Annotated in this window: 21 protein-coding genes; 17 read left to right on the top strand and 4 right to left on the bottom strand. The window is 45.6% G+C overall.

Annotation, left to right across the window (positions count from 1 at the left end; all coding sequences use genetic code 11):
* Positions 1-8 precede the first annotated feature (8 nt).
* Genes QUD86_RS08750 through QUD86_RS08730 form a run of 5 tightly spaced genes read left to right on the top strand, consistent with a single transcriptional unit; the run spans position 9 to position 3,265 of the window.
* Complete coding sequence (locus QUD86_RS08750; RefSeq protein ID WP_286296737.1) at positions 9-728, top strand: alpha/beta hydrolase; 720 nt, start codon at positions 9-11, stop codon at positions 726-728.
* 29 nt (positions 729-757) lie between these two features.
* Complete coding sequence (locus tag QUD86_RS08745; RefSeq protein ID WP_100379828.1) at positions 758-1,024, top strand: DUF493 family protein; 267 nt, start codon at positions 758-760, stop codon at positions 1,022-1,024.
* A 9-nt stretch (positions 1,025-1,033) separates the two neighbouring features.
* Positions 1,034-1,678 (top strand): lipoyl(octanoyl) transferase LipB, encoded by a 645-nt coding sequence (gene lipB, locus QUD86_RS08740; RefSeq protein WP_286296735.1) that lies wholly within the window; start codon positions 1,034-1,036, stop codon positions 1,676-1,678.
* On the top strand, positions 1,675-2,685 hold the full coding sequence (gene lipA / locus QUD86_RS08735) for a lipoyl synthase (protein ID WP_286296732.1): 1,011 nt from the start codon (positions 1,675-1,677) through the stop codon (positions 2,683-2,685). Before lipB ends, lipA begins: the two co-directional genes overlap by 4 nt.
* The gene (locus tag QUD86_RS08730; protein ID WP_286296730.1) at positions 2,678-3,265 is read left to right on the top strand and encodes a hypothetical protein; all 588 of its coding nucleotides are present in this window, start codon (positions 2,678-2,680) and stop codon (positions 3,263-3,265) included. Before lipA ends, QUD86_RS08730 begins: the two co-directional genes overlap by 8 nt.
* Before the next feature lie 14 nt (positions 3,266-3,279).
* Here the strand turns inward: QUD86_RS08730 and QUD86_RS08725 are convergent, their stop codons facing one another.
* Positions 3,280-3,534: an accessory factor UbiK family protein gene (locus tag QUD86_RS08725; RefSeq protein WP_286296728.1), complete on the bottom strand. Its 255-nt coding sequence runs from the start codon at positions 3,532-3,534 to the stop codon at positions 3,280-3,282.
* A gap of 261 nt (positions 3,535-3,795) precedes the next feature.
* Between QUD86_RS08725 and QUD86_RS08720 the strand changes: the two genes are divergently transcribed.
* The 8 genes from QUD86_RS08720 to ptsP all read left to right on the top strand — a co-directional run bounded on the left by QUD86_RS08720 (position 3,796) and on the right by ptsP (position 11,313).
* On the top strand, positions 3,796-4,629 hold the full coding sequence (locus QUD86_RS08720) for a TorF family putative porin (protein ID WP_286298734.1): 834 nt from the start codon (positions 3,796-3,798) through the stop codon (positions 4,627-4,629).
* Between the two features lie 25 nt (positions 4,630-4,654).
* Positions 4,655-4,993, top strand: coding sequence for a P-II family nitrogen regulator (locus tag QUD86_RS08715; protein WP_286296727.1), 339 nt, complete (start codon positions 4,655-4,657; stop codon positions 4,991-4,993).
* A gap of 13 nt (positions 4,994-5,006) precedes the next feature.
* Positions 5,007-6,461 (top strand): ammonium transporter, encoded by a 1,455-nt coding sequence (locus QUD86_RS08710; protein WP_286296726.1) that lies wholly within the window; start codon positions 5,007-5,009, stop codon positions 6,459-6,461.
* 104 nt (positions 6,462-6,565) lie between these two features.
* On the top strand, positions 6,566-7,864 hold the full coding sequence (gshA, locus tag QUD86_RS08705) for a glutamate--cysteine ligase (RefSeq protein ID WP_286296724.1): 1,299 nt from the start codon (positions 6,566-6,568) through the stop codon (positions 7,862-7,864).
* A gap of 38 nt (positions 7,865-7,902) precedes the next feature.
* Entirely contained in the window at positions 7,903-8,844 is a 942-nt protein-coding gene (gene gshB / locus QUD86_RS08700) for a glutathione synthase (protein ID WP_286296722.1), read from the top strand.
* Between the two features lie 2 nt (positions 8,845-8,846).
* On the top strand, positions 8,847-9,281 hold the full coding sequence (locus tag QUD86_RS08695) for a PTS sugar transporter subunit IIA (RefSeq protein WP_286296719.1): 435 nt from the start codon (positions 8,847-8,849) through the stop codon (positions 9,279-9,281).
* An 8-nt stretch (positions 9,282-9,289) separates the two neighbouring features.
* On the top strand, positions 9,290-9,559 hold the full coding sequence (locus tag QUD86_RS08690) for an HPr family phosphocarrier protein (RefSeq protein WP_286296716.1): 270 nt from the start codon (positions 9,290-9,292) through the stop codon (positions 9,557-9,559).
* 2 nt (positions 9,560-9,561) lie between these two features.
* Complete coding sequence (ptsP, locus tag QUD86_RS08685) at positions 9,562-11,313, top strand: phosphoenolpyruvate--protein phosphotransferase (RefSeq protein ID WP_286296714.1); 1,752 nt, start codon at positions 9,562-9,564, stop codon at positions 11,311-11,313.
* Here ptsP and QUD86_RS08680 read toward each other — a convergent pair.
* Genes QUD86_RS08680 through gpmA form a run of 3 tightly spaced genes read right to left on the bottom strand, consistent with a single transcriptional unit; the run spans position 11,310 to position 14,251 of the window.
* A complete protein-coding gene (locus QUD86_RS08680; protein ID WP_286296712.1) occupies positions 11,310-12,086 on the bottom strand; it encodes a HesA/MoeB/ThiF family protein in 777 nt (258 codons plus the stop codon). The genes ptsP and QUD86_RS08680 overlap by 4 nt on opposite strands.
* Before the next feature lie 27 nt (positions 12,087-12,113).
* Positions 12,114-13,547 carry a S41 family peptidase gene (locus QUD86_RS08675; protein WP_286296711.1) on the bottom strand — a complete coding sequence of 478 codons (1,434 nt, stop codon included), beginning with the start codon at positions 13,545-13,547 and terminating at the stop codon, positions 12,114-12,116.
* Between the two features lie 14 nt (positions 13,548-13,561).
* Complete coding sequence (gene gpmA / locus QUD86_RS08670) at positions 13,562-14,251, bottom strand: 2,3-diphosphoglycerate-dependent phosphoglycerate mutase (RefSeq protein WP_286296710.1); 690 nt, start codon at positions 14,249-14,251, stop codon at positions 13,562-13,564.
* Positions 14,252-14,273: 22 nt separating this feature from the next.
* On the opposite strand from gpmA, the gene QUD86_RS08665 reads away from it, so the two are divergent.
* The 4 genes from QUD86_RS08665 to QUD86_RS08650 are packed head-to-tail and all read left to right on the top strand — an operon-like array spanning position 14,274 to position 16,535.
* On the top strand, positions 14,274-14,687 hold the full coding sequence (locus tag QUD86_RS08665; RefSeq protein ID WP_286296708.1) for a rhodanese-like domain-containing protein: 414 nt from the start codon (positions 14,274-14,276) through the stop codon (positions 14,685-14,687).
* Between the two features lie 21 nt (positions 14,688-14,708).
* On the top strand, positions 14,709-14,963 hold the full coding sequence (grxC, locus tag QUD86_RS08660; RefSeq protein WP_286296705.1) for a glutaredoxin 3: 255 nt from the start codon (positions 14,709-14,711) through the stop codon (positions 14,961-14,963).
* A gap of 23 nt (positions 14,964-14,986) precedes the next feature.
* Positions 14,987-15,490: a protein-export chaperone SecB gene (secB, locus tag QUD86_RS08655; protein ID WP_286296703.1), complete on the top strand. Its 504-nt coding sequence runs from the start codon at positions 14,987-14,989 to the stop codon at positions 15,488-15,490.
* A gap of 22 nt (positions 15,491-15,512) precedes the next feature.
* Positions 15,513-16,535: an NAD(P)H-dependent glycerol-3-phosphate dehydrogenase gene (locus tag QUD86_RS08650; protein WP_286296701.1), complete on the top strand. Its 1,023-nt coding sequence runs from the start codon at positions 15,513-15,515 to the stop codon at positions 16,533-16,535.
* Positions 16,536-16,539: the final 4 nt, after the last annotated feature.

Raw genomic sequence — 16,539 nt, 5'->3', positions numbered from 1 at the left:
GTGAATTCATGAATAGTCGTACCAAAGTCATTCAGATCGATGGTATTGTTGGTCAAATAGAAATATCTATTGACTTGCCGGATGAGCTAAAAAATAATCCTGATTTTGCTTTGAGAGGTTTAGCCTTAGTGGCACATCCCCATCCCTTAATGGGTGGCACTATGGATAACAAAGTAGCACAAACAATGGCGCGTGCCTTTAACCAATTGGGTTATGTGAGTGTGCGCCCTAATTTTCGTGGAGTGGGCGCTACCGCTGGTGTGCATGACCACGGCGCTGGTGAGATGGAAGATCTTCTCTACATTACTGATTGGATGCGCACCCCTTCGGGCTGGGCTGCCACTGAGGCAACGGCACAGCAGGCCTGGATTACTAATGCAAATGCACTTCCCTTGGTAGTTTCCGGTTTTTCATTCGGTAGTTTTGTGGGTACACACTTGGTTCAAAAGCTATCTGAGCTTGGTCGTCCAGCAGAGCGCTTAGTCATGGTGGGTAGTGCAGCCGGCAAGTGGGAGTTAGCTCCTGTGCCAGCAGATACGATGTTGATTCATGGTGAAGTTGATGAAACCATCCCCTTGATTGATGTTTTCGATTGGGCGCGACCACAAGAGTTAACTGTTCAAGTAGTACCCGGTGCAGATCATTTTTTTCATCGCCGTTTACATTGCATTCGCAATATCATCACTAGCGCCTGGTTGGGAATGCCAGACCACCGTAAAACTCAATAAAAACCCCATATAGAAAGATAGATCAGATCATGGCCGAAGAAAAATCATTAATTGAATACCCATCTGAATTTCCAATTAAGGTGATGGGAAAAGTCAATCCAGATTACTTGCCGGCAATCTTGTATATTGCACATCAGTTTGACCCCACTTTTGATGAAAATAAAGTTGAGCAAAGGCCATCTAAGGACGGCAACTATTTAGGGATTACTTTGCCTATTACGGCTACTAGCCGTGAACAATTAGATGAGCTCTACCGCACGCTTTCTACCCATCCATTAGTGAGCGTTGTTCTCTAACTGATTGGTATGAGTATTTTGGTAAAACATCTTGGGTTGGTCGATTACGAGTCGACCTATCAGGCGATGCGTGATTTCACACAAAGGCGTGACAGCAATACTCCAGATGAAATTTGGGTGCTAGAGCACCCCCCTGTTTTTACCTTAGGCTTGGCGGGTGATCCCAGTAATTTGCATGATCCCAGTAGCCGCATTCCCTTGGTGCAGGTTGATCGAGGTGGAGAAATTACTTACCACGGGCCTGGGCAGATTGTGGTCTACCTCCTGCTAGATTTAAGGCGCCTAGGATTATTTGTAAAAGAGCTAGTTTCCCGAATTGAGCAATCCTTGATTGATACCCTGACTGATTTTGCCATTCAGGCAGAAAGGCATCCTGGCGCCCCTGGAATTTATATTGCGCAAAACAGTGCTGTTGCACTTGAATACCAGGGCACTAAAATTGCTGCTTTAGGGCTCAAGATCTCAAAAGGATGCTCTTATCATGGTCTGGCTCTCAATGTGGCTACCGATCTAGGGGCTTTTGCACGTATCCACCCTTGTGGTTATGAGGGCTTACGGACAATAGACATGCAAACGCTTGGGATCAAGGACAATAAGGGTACGATTAGCCAAACCCTCATAGGGCATTTGCAAAAGCAATTGATTTCAATATGACCATTATTAAGCCCGAACCCGAACTTGTTGCCAACGTGCGACAGGACCTTAATTACGACGCTACGCGCAAGCAAAAGTCCGCTGAAAAAACGGCGCGCATCCCCATCAAGATTATTCCTTTGCATGAGGTGCTGAAGAAGCCAGACTGGATTCGGGTAAAAGCTGCCTCAGGAAATTCACGTTTTAATGAAATTAAAAAGATCCTGCGTGAGAATGAATTAGTTACCGTTTGCGAAGAAGCAAGCTGCCCTAACATTGGCGAGTGTTTTGGTAAGGGCACTGCTACTTTTATGATCATGGGTGATAAATGTACGCGCCGCTGCCCATTTTGTGATGTTGGGCACGGTAGACCTGATCCCTTGGATACAAGAGAGCCTGCTAATTTAGCGCGCACAATTGCTGCCCTCAAGTTAAATTATGTTGTGATCACTAGTGTGGATCGCGATGACCTGCGTGATGGTGGAGCAATGCATTATGTAGATTGCATTTCTCAATCTAGAGCGCTATCCCCCAATACCCGCATTGAGGTTTTGGTTCCCGATTTCCGTGGACGCCTAGATAAAGCACTAGATATTTTTAGTGAACATGCGCCGGCGGGTTTGCCTGATGTGATGAATCACAATTTAGAGACAGTGCCACGTTTATACAAAGAGGCTCGGCCAGGTGCAGATTACGGCCACTCCTTAAAGCTCTTAAAAGACTTTAAGGAACGCTTTCCGCATATTCCTACCAAGAGCGGTTTGATGGTGGGTTTAGGCGAAACCGACGAAGAGATTTTGGCAGTGATGCGCGATATGCGTGAGCACCAGATTGATATGCTCACGATTGGCCAATATTTGGCACCCTCAGGACATCACCTTCCAGTGAAGCGTTATGTCCACCCAGATGTTTTTAAGCATTTTGAAACAGAGGCCTATGCCATGGGCTTCTCGCATGCTGCTGTGGGCGCGATGGTGCGCTCTAGTTATCATGCAGATCAACAGGCACACGGAGTAGGGATTGTCTAGGCGGATCGTTAGTTATGCCGTTGCATCGCTAGTAGCAACTTTCCTTCTGACGGCTTGTAGTCCAAAGTTAGATTGGCGCACCGTGCAGTCTCCTCAGGAAAACTACACTGCATTATTTCCTGGAAAGCCAGAAAAATTAGATCGCAAAATTCCTTATCAAGGTCAAGAAATACCACAAACCTTGGAGGCGGTAAAAATTGATGATGATATTTATTCAGTGAGTGCAACGCAGCTGAATCAGAGCCAAGTTGAGTTCTTACCCAATTTATTAGCGCAATTACAAGACAACCTTTTTAAGAGAGCAAATGTCAACTTAGACAATGCTGTCAGTAAAGACGATTTCTATCAGACTGTCAGCCGTCAAAAAATCGTTACCAAAGATTACTTTTTAGAGTTTCCCTCTACCGGCGCCATTGAGACTTCTATGCGAGTTCGATGGATCACCAGAATCACCCCAGAGAGAGGGGCTTGGGTGTATCAGATTTCGGTACTACACACTGCACCAGCAAGAGTTGAGGCAAAAAAGTTTTTCTCTGAAGAGGCTTACTCAAACTTCTTTGATGAGTTCCGCCCAGAATAATCCTGCATCAAAACTTAAGACTTTTCTAAAGCGGCCACTTTAGCTTCAAGTGCCTCTAATTTTTCACGGGTTTTGGAGAGCACTCGGGATTGCAATTCAAATTCCTCACGAGTAACTAAATCCATCTTCTGAAATCCCTGGCTCATCATGGCGCGCACATTCTTTTCGATCTCCTGTGCAGGTGAGTTTCGAATGGCATCGCCAACTTTGCTTTGCATATCACTAGCAATGCGCTGAATTTGTTCTAGGATTTCGCCTGGTTTTTGCATGATTCTGATCACCGTTCTATAAAAAGTTGCTTAAAAGACACACTTAATATTTTAAGTTGTAGTGCTCAAAATAGGTAAAACCTATCAAAAATGCAGCTATTTCACGAAAATGACCTGAAATGGTGCATATATACGCACCAAAACTGAGCATAGCGCTTATTTAGGTGCATGTCGCCACTTTCTAAAAAAACTGAAGTCTCAGAATCGGTCTATGCAATAAATTTCCAATCCCTTTTCATTACATATATCAAGGAGCAGCACATGAAAACGATTCAAAAGACAGCAATTGCTTTAGTAGCCTCAAGCCTAATGGCAACAGCAGCTTTTGCACAGACAGCGCCTGCAGCAGCACCTGAGGCCCCTGAAGTTAGTCCAATTACAGCAAACATTTCTTTAGTGAGTGACTATCGCTTTCGTGGTATCTCACAGTCAAACTTAAGACCAGCTATCCAAGGCGGCTTTGATTACTCTCATGAGAGTGGTTTCTATATTGGTAACTGGAATAGTTCCATTCAGTGGGTAAATGGAAATAGTCCAGGGGTAGCCTCGAGTATTGAGATGGATTTTTATGCCGGTATTAAAAAAGAATTAATTGGCGAAGGTTTTGCTTCTGATTTTGGTGTTTTGCAGTACTACTATCCAACCAGCGGCAACTTTACAAGTCCAAACGTTAACCCAAATACAACAGAACTTTACGCAGCTCAGAACTATACGTTTGGTCCAATAACTGGTTTCTTAAAATTCTCATACGCAGTAACTAATACATTTGGCAATCAAAATAGCTCTGGTTCATATTATCCAGATTTAACAGCTAATTACGACACTGGTATTTGGGGCTTAGCCTTGAATGGCCACGTTGGATACCAATACATTGCAGGATCACAAACCGGTAACCCAGTATCTAACTCTAGTCAGTATAGTTACACAGACTGGAAGTTTGGTTTAACTAAAGACTTTGGGGGTGGACTATCTTTAGCTGCAGCATACATTGGAACTAATGCAAAGAAGCTTTCAAGTGGCTATGCATATGTTAGTCCAGCAGGTAAAAACCTAGGTGGCTCTACTGGCGTATTGACTCTAACAAAAACTTTCTAATTCATTCCCCCAAACGGAGAAACACATGAAATTAATCACCGCAATCATCAAGCCCTTCAAGCTTGACGAAGTGCGCGAAGCTCTCTCGGAAGTGGGAGTTTCGGGCATTACCGTCACTGAAGTTAAAGGCTTTGGTCGTCAAAAAGGTCACACCGAGTTGTATCGCGGTGCTGAGTATGTTGTTGACTTTTTACCTAAGGTCAAAGTTGAGGCTGCTGTTGAAGATGGCATCTTAGAGCGAGCGATTGAAGCAATTGAAAAAGCAGCTCGTACAGGCAAGATTGGTGATGGCAAGATTTTTGTCTCCACAGTTGAGCACGTCATTCGTATTCGTACCGGTGAAACCGGCGCGTCAGCACTTTAAAGAGAGGTTCAAAATGTTAACTTGGATGAAAAAACTCCTAGCAGGAAGCGCAATGGCCTTAGCCATTGGTGCAACCTCAATGTTGGTAGCTTCGCCAGCTTTTGCTCAGCAAGCTGCCACAGCTGTTGCAGCGGCTGCAGCTGTTGCACCTGCACTAGTGCCAAACAAGGCTGACACAGCTTGGATGCTACTTTGCACCGCGTTGGTTATTCTAATGACATTGCCTGGTTTGGCATTGTTCTACGGTGGCTTAACACGTAGCAAGAACATCCTTTCTGTATTAGTGCAGTGCATGTTTGGGTTCTCACTAATTACAGTGCTCTGGGCTATTTATGGATACAGCTTTGCATTTACAGAAGGTAGTGCATTTATCGGCGGACTAGATCGTTTGTTCTTGGCGGGTATTACTCCAGACTCAGTGGCCGCAACCTTTAGTAAAGGTATCGTGATCCCTGAATTTGTATTTATGTCTTTTCAAGCAGCGTTTGCAACGATTACTTGCTGTCTCATCATTGGTTCATTTGCTGAGCGTGCAAAGTTTTCCGCGATCATTGTATTTATGATTATTTGGTTCACATTCAGCTATTTACCAATTGCTCATATGGTTTGGTTCTGGCCTGGTCCTGATGACATTAAAGACGCTGCATCACTCGAGGCAATCACTGCTCGTGCTGGTTGGTTGTGGCAGAAAGGTGTTCTCGACTTTGCTGGCGGTACTGTTGTTCACATCAACGCTGCGATTGCAGGCTTAGTTGGATCATTTATGGTTGGCAAACGTCTTGGTTACGGCAAAGAAGCCATGAAGCCACATAACTTAGTATTTGTGATGATTGGTGCTTCACTCTTGTGGTTCGGCTGGTTTGGTTTTAATGCAGGTTCTGCGTTAGAGGCAAATGGCTCGGCTGCTTTGGCTTTCGTGAACACACTATTGGCAACTGCCGCTGCTGTTTTAGCTTGGTCATGTGCTGAATGGGTTACTAAAGGCAAGCCTTCTATGTTGGGCGGTGCATCAGGTTGCGTAGCTGGTTTAGTTGCGATTACGCCTGCTGCTGGCTTTGTGGGCCCAATGGGTGCACTAGCGATTGGTGCTGCTGCTGGCGTAGTTTGTCTCTGGGGTGTTACTGGCCTTAAGAAAATGTTGGGTTCAGATGACAGCTTGGACGTATTTGGTGTGCATGGCGTGGGCGGTATTTTGGGTGCAATGTTGACCGGTGTTTTTGCTGATCCAGCTTTGGGCGGCACAGGTATCTGGGATTACGTAGCCGATGCTGCTTCACCTGATTACTCTATTGCTAGCCAATTATGGATTCAGAGTCAAGGCGTGATTACTACCGTAATCTGGTCTGGCGTAGTCTCTTTCATTGCCTTCAAATTGGTCGATATCGTTATTGGTTTGCGCGTTAAGGAAGATGAAGAGCGCGAAGGCTTGGATATCAGTTCACATGGTGAGACTGCATACGAGTCCTAATCTGTAGATTTAGCCCTCACTAGGCGACCTAGCTTGGTTGCCTAGTTTTTAAGCGCGGAATCCTCGGATTCCGCGTCTTTCTTTTAAAAATCTTACAATGGTGAATGGTCCCACATCTCATCACCGCCCTTAGCGGCCCCCTCTTCGAACTCGAATCGAAGGTATTGGAAGCAACCCCCACGATTGAGCGCTGGTTTAGGCTGGAATGGCAAGAGCATACGCCGCCGTTCTACTGTTCTGTCGACTTGCGTAATGCGGGCTTTAAGCTTGCACCAGTTGATACCAATCTCTTCCCGGGTGGCTTTAATAATCTTTCACCGCAAATGTTGCCCTTAGCAGTTCAGGCTGCAATGGCAGCGATTGAGAAGATTTGTCCTGAAGCAAAAAATTTATTGTTGATACCAGAGCGACATACTCGCAACACATTCTATTTACAGAATATTGCGCGTCTGTCATCGATATTGCGACAAGCGGGACTCAATGTTCGATTCGGTACGCTATCTGATGAGATTAAGAAACCAACATGGATTGATTTGCCAGATGGCAGTCGGCTGTTGATGGAGCCTTTATCTCGGTTGGGCCTGAAAAAACAGCGCCTTGGTTTGAAGGATTTTGATCCATGTTCCATTTTGCTCAATAACGATTTATCCGCGGGCATTCCTCCGATCCTTGAAAATTTGCATGAGCAGTACCTTTTGCCAGGGCTTCATGCCGGTTGGCACATTCGTCGTAAGTCAGCGCATTTTGCTGCATACGATGAAGTGGCTAAAAAGTTTGCGAAGTTAGTAGACATTGATCCTTGGATGATTAACCCTTATTTCAATAGCTGCTCGAATGTGAACTTTCATGAGCGCAAGGGCGAAGAAGAGTTACAAACTGCGGTTGAGCAAATACTTAAAAAAACAGCCAAGAAATACCGTGAGTACGGGATTAAAGAAAAGCCGTATGTCGTGGTTAAGGCGGATGCTGGAACCTACGGTATGGGTGTGATGGTCGTAAACGACCCTGCTCAGCTCAAAGGCCTAAACCGCAAAGACCGCAATAAGATGAGTGTAGTTAAAGAGGGCCTTGAGGTAAGCGATGTATTAATTCAAGAGGGCGTCTATACCTTTGAGAAGGTTAATGAGGCGGTAGCTGAGCCAGTGGTATATATGATTGACCGTTACGTTATTGGTGGCTTCTATCGCGTGCACACTGATCGCGGTCCTAACGAAAATCTCAACGCGCCTGGTATGCATTTTGTGCCGCTAGCATTTGAACAGAATTCGATACCTGATCTTGGTGCCAAGCCCGGTAGCGCTCCTCCAAATCGTTTTTATCTTTATGGGGTAGTGGCGCGTTTAGCATTGCTAGCAGCTTCCTTAGAGCTCGAGCGGTCTGATCCTAATGCTGAATCTGCTTAATTTTTTATATTTAGATACTTAGATACCAAGATACCGAAATGGACCTACTTTTTATTGCTGATCCATTAGAGTCTTTTAAAGTTAACAAAGACTCAACCTTAGCCATGATGCGTGTGGCGCAGGAGGCTGGTCACCAATTGTGGTTTTGCGAAAGCCGTAATCTGCTGTGGAGAGGTAACTCAGTGGTTGCCGATTGTCAGTCGCTTAAGATAAAGCCAAGTAGTACATCATGGTTTGAATTGGCGGCAATCGAGGGGCGCGCTCTCAACACTTTTGCAGTAGTGCTAATGCGCACTGATCCCCCATTTGATATTGAATATTTAAATACGACCTGGTTACTATCCGCCGCGGTGCGACAGGGTGCAAGAGTCATAAATCATCCACAAGCAGTGCGTGATCATTCTGAAAAGCTTTCCATTACTGAGTTTCCCGAGCTTATTCCCCCAACGCTAGTGACACGCGAACTAAGTGCCATTAGTGCTTTTCATAATGAGTACCGCGACATTGTGATTAAGCCCTTAGATGGCATGGGCGGCATGGGCATTTTTAGGGTGGGGCCAGACGGCTTGAACTTGGCCAGTATTGTTGAGACTTTGGGTGAGAACGGCGCCCGAACTTTGATGATTCAGCGTTTCTTGCCTGAGATTTCTCAAGGTGATAAGCGGGTTCTATTAATCGGTGGCGAAGTGATCCCTTTTTCTCTGGCGCGTATTCCACAAGGCAGTGAAATTCGGGGTAATTTAGCTGCTGGTGGTAAGGGTGTTGCAATGGCTTTGACAGAGCCTGAAAGAACGGTTGCAGAGCGTTTGGCACCTATACTGAATGAGCGGGGCTTATTTTTGGTGGGATTGGATTTAATTGGTGGGTATGTCACCGAAATTAATGTAACGAGTCCTACTTGTTTTGTAGAAATTACCGAGCAGACTGGATTTGACGTCCCCCAGTTTTGGCTCAAAGCGCTTGAAAAGGCATTGAATTAAACATGGTTGGAATCATCATTGTTGCTCACACTCCGGTAGCAAATGCCATGCTGGGATTTGCGGAGCATATATTTGGTTTGTTGCCTGAAGGAGTGAGGGCTGTAGATATTCCGCCGTATGAAGATACTAAGGCAAGCTTTGATCGTGTTTTAAAAGCCGCATATGGTGTTGATACCGGCAAGGGCTTGTTGATTTTGACGGATGTCATGGGCGCCACACCTGCCAATGTCGCTTCTAAACTAGAGGCATTGGGTCCTCTATCGGGATTGAAGTCCCCGGTTATTGTATTGGCCGGATTAAATCTGCCAATGCTAATGCGCTGCATCTCTCATCGTAGTGAGGGTCTGGAGGAGCTTGCACAGAAGGCGCTCCAAGGTGGCCAGAATGGAATCTTGCGTCTAGGTAGTAAAGCCCATCAAGTAACTACGGAGAAATAATAGTCACTATGCCGGTTATAGAAATAGAAATTATTAATAAACTAGGTTTGCATGCTCGCGCTTCTGCGAAATTATCGCAACTGGCAGCAGCATTTCCCTGTGAAATTTTGTTGTCTCGAAACGGTCGCCAAATTAACGCTAAGAGCATCATGGGTGTGATGATGCTTGCTGCTGGTATCGGCAGCACAGTTACCTTAGAGACCATCGGCGATCAAGCAGATGAGGCAATGACAGCATTAACTGAGCTTATTAATAATCGATTTGGTGAGGGCGAATAATAGTGACTTTTGCTTTGCATGGAATTCCAGTATCGAATGGTATTGCTATTGGCAGAGCTGTGTTGATCTCTCGTGCGGCATTAGAGGTAAGTCATTATTTGATTGAAGTTGGTCAAGAAGAGGCAGAGGCGAAAAGATTGTTAGACGCCTTTGAGCAAGTGCATTTAGAGCTGGCCCAATTGCGCAAAGGGTTGCCCAAAGATGCGCCGCAAGAAATGGCTGCATTTTTAGATGTACACGGGATGATCTTAGCTGACCCTGCATTGGCAGAGAAGCCGCTCAAGCTGATTCGGACGCAACGTTTAAATGCGGCCTGGGCTTTGACTACTGAACTCAATGATCTTTTGGAACAGTTTTCAGAGATTGAGGACACCTACCTCAAAGAGCGGGCGAATGATATTCGTCAGGTAGCAGAGCGTGTCCTCAAGGCCCTCAGCGCACAAAAGAAAGAGAATCTAGAGAGCAAGGAGCCACCATCTTTAAGAGATGTGGGCGTAGATTCTATTATTGTTGCCCATGACATCGCACCACACGATATGTTGCGATTTAAAGAGCATGCTTTTACGGGTTTTGTAACTGATCTAGGCGGCAAAACATCGCATACTGCAATTGTTGCGAGAAGCATGGAAATACCTGCGGTAGTAGGCGTGCGCCACGCTAGCGAGATGATTCGTCATGGGGACTGGTTGGTGGTGGATGGTGAACACGGTGTTGTAGTTGTTGCTCCTGATGAGCAATTACTGGCCCAATACCGAGTTCTGCAAGCAAAAGCAGAAGCAGAAATTGAGAAGTTGCAAGATCTCAAATTATCACCTACTGAAACAGTGGATCATGTAGCCATTAAATTACTAGCCAATATTGAGTTGCCAGAAGATGCGACGCATGCGATTGATTTAGGTGCTATTGGTGTTGGTTTATTTCGCTCTGAATTTTTATTTATGGATCGCAATCAAGCGCTCCCAGATGAAGAGCGTCAGTATCAAGAGTACCGTCAGGTGGTAGATTTGATGCACGGATTACCTGTCAATATTCGGACGATCGATGTGGGTGCGGATAAGGCTCTAGGCGCAGGCTCTGATTTATCTAAAACAGGTACTTCGCCATTGGGATTACGGGCCATCCGTTGGTCCTTAACTGAGCCAGAGATTTTCCTCACACAATTGAGGGCGATCCTGCGTGCCTCAGCCTATGGCCAGGCACGCATCATGATTCCGATGTTAGCCCACGTCAAAGAGATTGATGAGACGTTACGCCTGATAGAAAAAGCGAAGCAGCAACTACTGCAACGAGGGCAAGCTTTTAATCCAAATATTCAAGTGGGCGCGATGATTGAAATTCCAGCGGCTGCTTTAGTGCTTCCCTTGTTTATCAATCGTTTTGATTTTTTGTCTATTGGTACAAATGATTTGATTCAGTACACGTTAGCGATTGATCGATCAGATCATGCAGTGGCACACCTGTACGACCCCTTTCATCCTGCAATCCTGAACTTACTCTACAACATTATTAATCAGGCAAAGCGTGCAAATATCCCTGTAGCAGTCTGCGGGGAAATGGCTGGCGACCCTTCGATGACAAAATTATTATTGGGTCTAGGCCTAACAGATTTCTCGATGCACTTCAGTCAATTACTGTTGGTGAAGCGGGAAATTTTGAAGGCTGACGTCGCAGCGTTGAAGTCTCGAATTCCAGCACTCTTGATGGCTATAGAGCCAGAAGATCAGGCTGCTGCCTTAGAAAGTTTGATGGCTTAATTACCGAATGACTTAGTAGGGGTTTCTGCATTCCCGCACACTAGACACTCTGGATTTCGAGTAAGTCGAATTTCATCAATTTGCGTATTGTGTGCATTCCAAAGTAGCATTCTTCCAACTAGTGGCTGACCAAACCCAATAAGTAATTGCAAGGCTTGTGCGGCTTGCATGGCACCAATGATGCCGACTAAAGGAGAGAAGATTCCCATGCTAGAGCAATTCACTTCTTCAAATTGCTCTTGAGGTGAAAATAGGCAGGCATAACAAGGGGATTTTGTGTTTCGAGCATCAAAGACATTGAGTTGTCCGTCAAACTTTAATGCTGAGCCAGAAACTAGCGGTACTCGATGATGAAAGCATGCTGCATTTATGATCTGGCGAGTAGCAAAGTTATCCGTGCAATCTAATACGACATCGATGCTAGGTAGCAGTGATTTGAGTAGAGCCTCAGATGCTTTTTCTTGAATAGCGTGAATGATTAGCTCAGAATTTAATCCTAATAGAAACTGCTTTCCCGAATCTACTTTACTTTTCCCAAGAGAATGCTCGGTATGCATGATTTGACGTTGCAGATTAGTCAATTCAACTAGGTCATGATCTACTAATGTTATTGTTCCAACGCCTGCAGCAGCTAAATAGGGCGCAGCCGCACTACCTAAGCCGCCTGCACCAATAATCAGCACGCGAGCGGCTAGTAGTCTCTCTTGCCCCTGCACATCAATTTCATCTAGCAATAGATGCCTTGAATAGCGAAGTAACTGCCCGTCATTCATTGAGAAACTGTAATAGCGCCGTGCAACTTACTCAAGCTTAGAAGCGGAGCGCTTTACAGGGTCGCCATTAATAAAGGCTACTGCCTGAGTTAGCATAAAGTCATCCGCACCGCCTAACTCTACAGGTTTCTTGGCCTTATCTTTTTCTTTTTCTTCGGGTGTTTTCTTAGCGTTCTTTTCTTCGATGCGCTGCAACTCTTCGAGTCGACGCTTCTCACGATCAGCAGCCAATTTTTCTTCTGAAGATTGCTTATTGCGTAAGTGCTTCTCACTATCAATTTCACGGGTAATCAATACGTCATCAGGATCGCCATCTTTATTTTGATCAACAGCAATATCCGGTTTGATACCGTAGGCTTGAATAGACTTACCAGTAGGTGTGTAGTAATAGGCAGTGGTGATCTTTAAAGCGGAATCATTTGTTAGGGGGCGTACTGTTTGAACTGATCCTTTGCCAAAGGTAGTCTTACCAATAATGGTTGCACGCTTGTAATCTTGCAAAGCGCCAGCAACAATCTCAGAGGCGGATGCAGAATACGCATTAACCAAAACAACCATAGGCAATTTTTTAAATATTGCAGGTACTCCAGCTAGGGGATCTCCAGGTTCACTCAATCGATACATGGCAGGTGTGGCATTGAATATTTGCTTGGAGTCTGCTGTTTGACCTTTAGTTGAAACAATGACCGCATCTGCTGGTAGAAATGCCGCTGCGACACCAACTGCCCCTTGCAATAAACCGCCGCCATTATTTCTGAGATCCAGAATAACGCCTTTGAGTTTAGGGTCTTGACTAGCAATCTCAGTTAATTTTTTAGCTAAATCAGGAACGGTGCGCTCTTGAAAGCTAGTCACTCTCACCCAAGCGATGTTGTTATCTAAAATTTTAGTTTTAACCGATTGCACTTTAATTTCAGCGCGTGTGATCGTTACCGGGAAGCTACGATCTTCGCTTTTACGAAATACCGTTAAGGTAATTTTTGTGCCGGGTGCACCACGCATTGTACGAACGGCTTTATCCAAGGACATGCCACGCACGGGCTTGTCATCTAAGCGGGTAATGAGATCACCCGCTTGGAGGCCAGCACGTGCCGCAGGGCTATCTTCAATTGGATTTAGTACTTTAACCACACCATCTTCAGAGGTGATTTCAATTCCGAGGCCCGCAAACTTACCTGAAGTCTGTTCCTGCATTTCAGAAAAATCTTTTTTGTCTAAATAAGTGGAATGCGGATCAAGACTACTCACCATACCCTTTACGGCATCCGTAAGTAATTGCTTATCTTCGATTGGCTCAACATACTCGCGCTTGATTTGAGCAAAAACATTCGATAAAGTGCGCAGCTCATCAAGGGGCAGTGTTGAACCCTGCTGTGCTGTTGCTGAAAGTTGAATGGTTGCTGCAACCCCGGCTATAAGGCCGACAGCAATAAGGGCGAAGTTTTTCATGAATTGGCGCATGTACTAGTTTTACCTTAATCGAGATAAAAATGTTGAATTGGTTTGAGATTGTCATCAAGCTCATAAACAAGTGGAATACCGTTGGGGACGTTAATTTCCATAATGTCCTCATCAGAGACTTGATCTAAATACTTAATTAAAGAGCGAATACTGTTGCCGTGCGCAACCAGTAATACCCGCTTGCCGGCTTTTAGGGCTGGGGCAATAGACTCGTTCCATAAGGGAAGCACGCGCTCGACATTGTCTTTTAAGCATTCACCGAGAGGAATGTCACTGGGATTCAATTTTGCATAGCGACGGTCCTGATGGGCATTGCGCTCATCATCAGCCTCCAATAGTGGCGGACGAACATCGTAGGAGCGACGCCAAATATGTACTTGGGCATCCCCGTATTGGGCAGCCGTCTCTGCTTTGTTCAGGCCGGTGAGGGCACCATAGTGACGCTCATTAAGCCTCCAGCTATGCACAACAGGGAGCCACATTAAATCCATAGTGTCTTGAACATGCCATAAGGTTCTAATGGCCCGTCTTAATACCGAGGTGTAGGCCACATCAAACTCATATCCTGCTTTGCGGAGGTTTTCTCCGGCTGCTAGGGCTTGTTCGGTCCCTTTTGGGGTTAAGTCAACGTCTGCCCAACCAGTAAAGCGGTTTTCGAGGTTCCAGGCGGATTCGCCATGACGAATAAGGACAAGTTGTTTCATAGAGCCATTCTATAATCCGGTGATGAACTTTCTCACACAAATTGATAATCTAGCGCTTATAGCCCTCCTACTAGTATCCGGCTTAGCACTCTTCTTGCCTACATTATCTACGCTTATTAGCGGAAAAGGCTTATCTCCTGCTGAGGCGACGATTTGGATGAATCGCCGAAAAGCAGCCGTTGTTGACCTTCGCTCCGATACTGAATTTAAAGCGGGCCATTTGCCAGGTGCAAAGAATGTATCCGCAGCACAAATCACCTCTAGCATTGAAAAGCTAAAGTTAGACCGTAAAAATCCGCTGATTCTGGTTTGCGGAACGGGTGCTAGCTCACGTAAGGCCCTTACAGAAGTACAAAAAATGGGTTTTGCAGAGCTAAGCACTTTGGATGGTGGCGTGCAGGCTTGGCAGGCCGCAGCCCTGCCCCTCGTTAAATAATTGATTTTCGGAGACTAAATCATGCCCACAGTGATCATGTATAGCACCCAAGTTTGCCCCTACTGTGTAATGGCAGAAAAGCTCCTACAAAAGAAAGGCGTTGCCGATCTTGAGAAAATCTTAATTGATCGCGATCCAGCTCAGCGCGAAACAATGATGACTCGTACAGGTCGTCGCACAGTTCCTCAAATTTATATCGGCGATACCCATGTAGGTGGTTATGACGATCTAGTGGCCTTAGATCGTGCTGGGCAGCTTGACCCATTATTAGCTTAAAAAATTCAATTAGAAAGTTTGCAATGACCGATCAGACCATTCCCGTCCAAGATAATGCGGATAACTCAAAAGAGCCCGGTTTTCGGATTCAACGAATTTATCTTAAAGATTTATCGCTAGAGCAGCCGCATGCACCCCAAATTTTATTGATTGCAGCAGAGCCACAAGTCGAGGTTGAGGTAGATGTTGCCGTGACCCGCTTAAGTGATGACATTTTTGAAGTGGCTTTGATCGCTACTGTTACTGCTAAGGTGGACGACAAAGCACTGTTTTTGGTTGAGGCAAAACAAGCAGGTATTTTTGAGTTCAATAATATCCCGCCAGAACAAGTCGATCCAATGCTCGGTATCGCCTGCCCAACTATTTTGTATCCCTATTTGCGCTCAAATATTGCAGATACAATCAGTCGTGCTGGCTTCCAGCCAATTCATTTAAACGAGATGAATTTCCACGGCATGTATGAGCATCGCATGATGCAGGCTCAACTAGCCGCTGTCGAAGAAAGCAAGGGAACCCTCCCTAACTAATCTGGACAAAAGGTCACAAACTATGAAAGTGACACTGCTTGGAGCTGGTTCCTGGGGCACGGCTATGGCCGCGCAAGCTGCGCGTCACTTGCAGTCAGGCGATGTTTGCTTATGGTCTAGAAATGCTGGGCAGCTCGAGGGTATTGAGAAGACGGGTGAGAATGCCGCTTATTTGCCAAAGGTTTTGTTACCTCAAGAACTTCAATTAGAGGCAGACTTTCAACAGGCGATCGAACGGCTTTCTGCGGATGACCTGCTAGTAATAGCCACCCCGATGTCAGGATTGTCAGAAACCGTTGCGCGGGCATTAGATGCTGCGAAACATTCACTGAATATTATTTGGTTATGTAAAGGTCTAGAACCTATCACGACCCTACTGCCACACCAAGTTGTGGAACGTGAAGATCGGCTACATAGTCGCGGCTTACAACATCAATATGGCGTAGTGTCCGGGCCTAGTTTTGCTCAAGAGGTTGGCAATGGTATGCCCTGTGCCCTGACAGTGGCGAGTAGATCTACTGTTTTATGTGGCATTGTTCAAGCGGCTTTTCATCATGGCAATATGCGAATTTACGCTAGCGATGATTTGGTTGGCGTTGAATTAGGTGGTGCTATTAAAAATGTACTCGCTATTGCAGCAGGCATCGGTGACGGTTTGGATCTTGGGCTCAATGCAAGAGCTGCTGTATTAACTCGGGGGCTTGCAGAAATGATGCGCCTAGTAAAAGCGGCCGGCGGAAGACCTGAGACATGCATGGGACTCACTGGCGTAGGTGATTTAATCTTGACTGCAACAGGAGACTTATCGCGTAATCGCCGTGTAGGTCTTGCGCTAGCGGCAGGCCAGTCTTTACCAGAAATATTAAAGAGTCTAGGACATGTAGCTGAAGGTGTTTTATGCGCTTCCGCCGTTGCAGATTTAGCCACTCGCTTAGGAGTGGAGATGCCGATTACTGCGATGATGGGTGATGTCTTGTCAGGAAAGTTAGCACCAGATCAGGCTGTGAAAAAATTAATGGGTCGCGATCCCACCGTTGAGGCTTAGTAGA

The organism is Polynucleobacter sp. TUM22923, from assembly GCF_030295705.1.
In the GTDB taxonomy this organism is placed as follows: Bacteria; Pseudomonadota; Gammaproteobacteria; order Burkholderiales; family Burkholderiaceae; genus Polynucleobacter.
This window is presented reverse-complemented; position numbering and strand designations above follow the sequence as displayed.

Coding starts and splice junctions, on each gene's coding strand:
- QUD86_RS08750 (WP_286296737.1), top strand. CDS start 9: ATGAATAGTCGTACCAAAGTCATTCAGATCGATGGTATTGTTGGTCAA.
- QUD86_RS08745 (WP_100379828.1), top strand. CDS start 758: ATGGCCGAAGAAAAATCATTAATTGAATACCCATCTGAATTTCCAATT.
- lipB (WP_286296735.1), top strand. CDS start 1,034: ATGAGTATTTTGGTAAAACATCTTGGGTTGGTCGATTACGAGTCGACC.
- lipA (WP_286296732.1), top strand. CDS start 1,675: ATGACCATTATTAAGCCCGAACCCGAACTTGTTGCCAACGTGCGACAG.
- QUD86_RS08725 (WP_286296728.1), bottom strand. CDS start 3,534: ATGCAAAAACCAGGCGAAATCCTAGAACAAATTCAGCGCATTGCTAGT.
- QUD86_RS08720 (WP_286298734.1), top strand. CDS start 3,796: ATGAAAACGATTCAAAAGACAGCAATTGCTTTAGTAGCCTCAAGCCTA.
- QUD86_RS08715 (WP_286296727.1), top strand. CDS start 4,655: ATGAAATTAATCACCGCAATCATCAAGCCCTTCAAGCTTGACGAAGTG.
- QUD86_RS08710 (WP_286296726.1), top strand. CDS start 5,007: ATGTTAACTTGGATGAAAAAACTCCTAGCAGGAAGCGCAATGGCCTTA.
- gshA (WP_286296724.1), top strand. CDS start 6,566: ATGGTCCCACATCTCATCACCGCCCTTAGCGGCCCCCTCTTCGAACTC.
- gshB (WP_286296722.1), top strand. CDS start 7,903: ATGGACCTACTTTTTATTGCTGATCCATTAGAGTCTTTTAAAGTTAAC.
- QUD86_RS08695 (WP_286296719.1), top strand. CDS start 8,847: ATGGTTGGAATCATCATTGTTGCTCACACTCCGGTAGCAAATGCCATG.
- QUD86_RS08690 (WP_286296716.1), top strand. CDS start 9,290: ATGCCGGTTATAGAAATAGAAATTATTAATAAACTAGGTTTGCATGCT.
- QUD86_RS08680 (WP_286296712.1), bottom strand. CDS start 12,086: ATGAATGACGGGCAGTTACTTCGCTATTCAAGGCATCTATTGCTAGAT.
- QUD86_RS08675 (WP_286296711.1), bottom strand. CDS start 13,547: ATGCGCCAATTCATGAAAAACTTCGCCCTTATTGCTGTCGGCCTTATA.
- gpmA (WP_286296710.1), bottom strand. CDS start 14,251: ATGAAACAACTTGTCCTTATTCGTCATGGCGAATCCGCCTGGAACCTC.
- QUD86_RS08665 (WP_286296708.1), top strand. CDS start 14,274: ATGAACTTTCTCACACAAATTGATAATCTAGCGCTTATAGCCCTCCTA.
- grxC (WP_286296705.1), top strand. CDS start 14,709: ATGCCCACAGTGATCATGTATAGCACCCAAGTTTGCCCCTACTGTGTA.
- secB (WP_286296703.1), top strand. CDS start 14,987: ATGACCGATCAGACCATTCCCGTCCAAGATAATGCGGATAACTCAAAA.
- QUD86_RS08650 (WP_286296701.1), top strand. CDS start 15,513: ATGAAAGTGACACTGCTTGGAGCTGGTTCCTGGGGCACGGCTATGGCC.